At 56.4% G+C, this 3,209-nt stretch carries 5 protein-coding genes; all 5 read right to left on the reverse strand.

The features are described from left to right. Window positions 1–123: 123 nt before the first annotated feature. Window positions 124–654: a hypothetical protein gene (locus VBE63_RS26480; RefSeq protein ID WP_323685992.1), complete on the reverse strand. Its 531-nt coding sequence runs from the start codon at window positions 652–654 to the stop codon at window positions 124–126. Window positions 655–656: 2 nt separating this feature from the next. Beyond that, the gene (locus VBE63_RS26485) at window positions 657–1,835 is read right to left on the reverse strand and encodes an Mbeg1-like protein (RefSeq protein WP_323685993.1); all 1,179 of its coding nucleotides are present in this window, start codon (window positions 1,833–1,835) and stop codon (window positions 657–659) included. Between the two features lie 7 nt (window positions 1,836–1,842). Further along, window positions 1,843–2,169 carry a hypothetical protein gene (locus VBE63_RS26490; protein WP_323685994.1) on the reverse strand — a complete coding sequence of 109 codons (327 nt, stop codon included), beginning with the start codon at window positions 2,167–2,169 and terminating at the stop codon, window positions 1,843–1,845. Window positions 2,170–2,245: 76 nt separating this feature from the next. Beyond that, window positions 2,246–2,464 carry a PAAR domain-containing protein gene (locus VBE63_RS26495; RefSeq protein WP_323685995.1) on the reverse strand — a complete coding sequence of 73 codons (219 nt, stop codon included), beginning with the start codon at window positions 2,462–2,464 and terminating at the stop codon, window positions 2,246–2,248. Window positions 2,465–2,817: 353 nt separating this feature from the next. Further along, a partial coding sequence (locus VBE63_RS26500) for a DUF4123 domain-containing protein (protein WP_323685996.1) occupies window positions 2,818–3,209 on the reverse strand: 392 nt, incomplete at its 5' end.

Here is a 3,209-nt window from a genome sequence, read left to right on the forward strand (position 1 = left end):
CGAGGAAACAAAAGCATTGCTCGAGAAGCGCATTGAGCAATTAGAGGGCGACTGACGCTTGCGGGTCATCGATGTCCGTCCGGCTCTCGTCACAGGCGGTGATATCTCACGTAGGTCGACTCGTCATCTCGCAGACACCGCCTTGGGTGGCCAGGCACCCGAGCTTTTGAGTTCCCTCACCCGTTTCGGCGGGATATTCAGCGCATCCAAGTTACGCTGGACAAGGAATTCCTTGACCTCGGCCAAATAGCGTCCCTGGTACGAGGTCGGCAAGATGTTGGAGTTGAAGGCTAGATAGGGAATCGTTATACCGCTGTGATCGACAACAGTCGCATTCGCTCCTTGGTTTAGAAGGTATAAGCAGATGTCCCATTGTCTAGCGGAAGCCGCTCGCAGCGCTGGCGTTTGATTGCCAAATCCCTGTTTCTCGATATCCGCACCGGATTCGACAAGGCGTTGCACTTGTGTTAATTCCGTTCTGTCAATGGCGTCAAAGATGATGGGATCGCCCGCTTTGTTCAAGGCATTAGGGTCATTCGCTCGCTCATCGGCCATCTGTGTGCGTCCTCCGGCATCTGATCGGTCTGCCTGGGTGCAGCCCGTTACCATGCTGATCATGACGAAAAAGATTGTGGAGATAAAACTTTTCATCATGACTAGTTACACCCTTTATGCTCCCGCAACAGGTCGATTTGATCCATGCGCTTTGCGAGCGCATCCTCTACCGAGCCCATCCCGTGGAGCCTCACGCCTCGGGTCCCAGCTCCAGCGACGGCACCGAAGACTGGCCCCAACACTGCTCCAGCGAGCGCTCCAGCTTTGACATCGCCCCATGTTATGGCATCGGCCGGCGACAGAGGGATTCGCTCACCGGCCCCTTGCGCTGCCAACCCGAAGGTGTTGTCTTGCAACGCGCTCAAGATATCGCCTTCTACATAATAGGCATCGGTATTGTCGGAACTTGGGACGACTCCGGTTCGAAGCAGTGTTTGGTCGTTCAGACCGGCGGCGTTAAACGTTGTTGAGGGCGAATCGTACATTGCCGCCGCCGCCGAGGCTAGGCCGCCACCAAGTGAATGGCCGACATATTCAACATTGTCCGGTTGATTCGCATTGACCTGATCGGCGATTTCCATGGCCCTCGTATAGTATTGGGCCGGATTGCCAGTTCCTTGTTGGACGTTGTTCTTCCAATCCTCCAAGGAGGTGAACGTCGTACCCTTGAATGCCACGACATATTTCCCGTCAGGCCCCTTGAAGACATCAGCCCGAAAGTCGCTGTCCGGGATCTCTGTCAGCCTCCTTCCCTTCGCATCCGTCAGGCCGAGATCTCTCAGGTCGTCGTCCGTCGCCCGGCTCCAGCCTTGCGGCAAGTCCTGCCGTCCCGGTTCTTGATACACCGCATTGGCCAATTTTGCCTTGGCCTGGGCTTGGGCGAGCTTATCTTTCTGCTGGACCAAACCGGGGCAATCCAGGTCTCCTAATTTCTGCTCGGCGAGCGGGCAATCCTGCACGGGGGCATTGGAAGCTCGGCTGAGGGAAAAGTCTCTTTTAACTGCATGATAAGTATCGACGGCCTTGTCTCTGATCGCCCTAGCCGTGTCGGTGCCTCTATCGGCTAGCTCAGTCGCCATGCGTTTCGTTGCTTGTCCGAAATCCTTCGCCTTATCGACTCCCCAGTCAACAAAGTCTGTCGCGGCCTGTTTTGTCGTTTTGGCAATGTCTACCGCCAGATCGGCGGCCGCATCCATGCTTTCCATCGCGCCTTTCGCCGCCGCTTTGGCAGTATCGCTAGCGGAGTTCCATGCATCCGAAAAAACTTTTCCCCAAGACATGGCGAGATTAGCCTTCCGCTAACTTGGTGAACAGCAATACGCAAAACTGCTCGAGCCAGAGGGCTCTGTCCTCCTCGGACATGTCCTCCCGGGCCAAGCACTCGGCAACGGCCGGGATCTTCTTGTCGAACCCGAGGCCAAGCATCCAGGCGGTGGCTACGAACGTCGCCACTCCGTATTCGCTTGCAAAACCGTGCCGGCGCGCCAGGATGATCTGCTCTCGGACGGTTTGGGAGAGTCGTTGCGAGTCTTCCGCATCGATCTCCATTGGGAACTTCTCGCGTAACGTGGCAATAATCCTGCTTGTCATTCCATCGTTAGCCAGATGCTCCATCTGGTATTTCTTAATTCTAAGAGCCATCACGATAATGCAAAAGTCGCGGGCTGCGCTTCAATTCGGGCATTTCGCGTCAGCCAATCAAGACCGTGAAACAGCCCTTGACGATCTTGTTCGGCGGACCAAGCGCTTCAATGAGTGTATCGCCAACCCGACAGGCGGGCAGATTGTTGATCATGACGCTGGCACTCCCATTGATTACCACGCCTGGGCCATGAGGTGGAACCGGCAGTGGCATCGGACAGGCATGGATGTCCGCACCTGCGGAGATACTGCTGATCATGCTACCCATCGCAGCGGCTTCCGCCACCTTTAGGCTTTCCTCAGCGGCCTTAGCGGCCGGAGCGCCGGGTGTGCCAGCGGCGGCTAGAGTGGCTGACTTAGCGACAGCGAGCCGAGCTTGCGAACTTGCTTTTGCAGCCTGCAATCCGCCTGCTGCTGCCAGCGGGATGCCTCGCCAAGCGGGTTGGAAGCCGATTATTACGTTCAAGCTGCCCGGTCCCGGTAGCAACGGTGACATCATATGAGCGGTCGAGTCCATCGTCCGCGCGGCGGGTTTACCAGCCATCGGCGCCCTCCCTATATCGGTGAAGTGGATAGGTCAAAAGGTAAGCGGCGCATGCAGCCTGACGTCAGCGGTACGGGTTAGCGGGATTGTAGGACGCCTTCGGAAAGCGCATACGATAGAAGCGAATCGGCGTTCTCGGTTTCAATCAGATACTGATCAACCGGACCAAAAAAATCAACGAGTTCGTGTGCCTGACAGGTTGGCAGAAACACACGGAGTACGCGCGGATCATAATAGCGAAAAAATAACGGCTCACCATCGGGGCCGTAGACGCGCAGTTGGGCGCGCGCATGCTGTCGCACGGTGCGAAAGGATGCCTGCGTGATCAAGAAAATTCCCCAGTGTTGGCCCCAACCCTCGGATAGAAGCCAATCGACTGCCGTTAGCTCATCATCAAGATCGACCAGATAGGGCGCAACTTGTGCCAATTCCGCATCCATCTCACCCGGTAGCAGACAAACCGATGTCG

Origin of the sequence: Lamprobacter sp. (assembly GCF_034860625.1) — a bacterium.
GTDB lineage: Bacteria > Pseudomonadota > Gammaproteobacteria > Chromatiales > Chromatiaceae > Lamprobacter.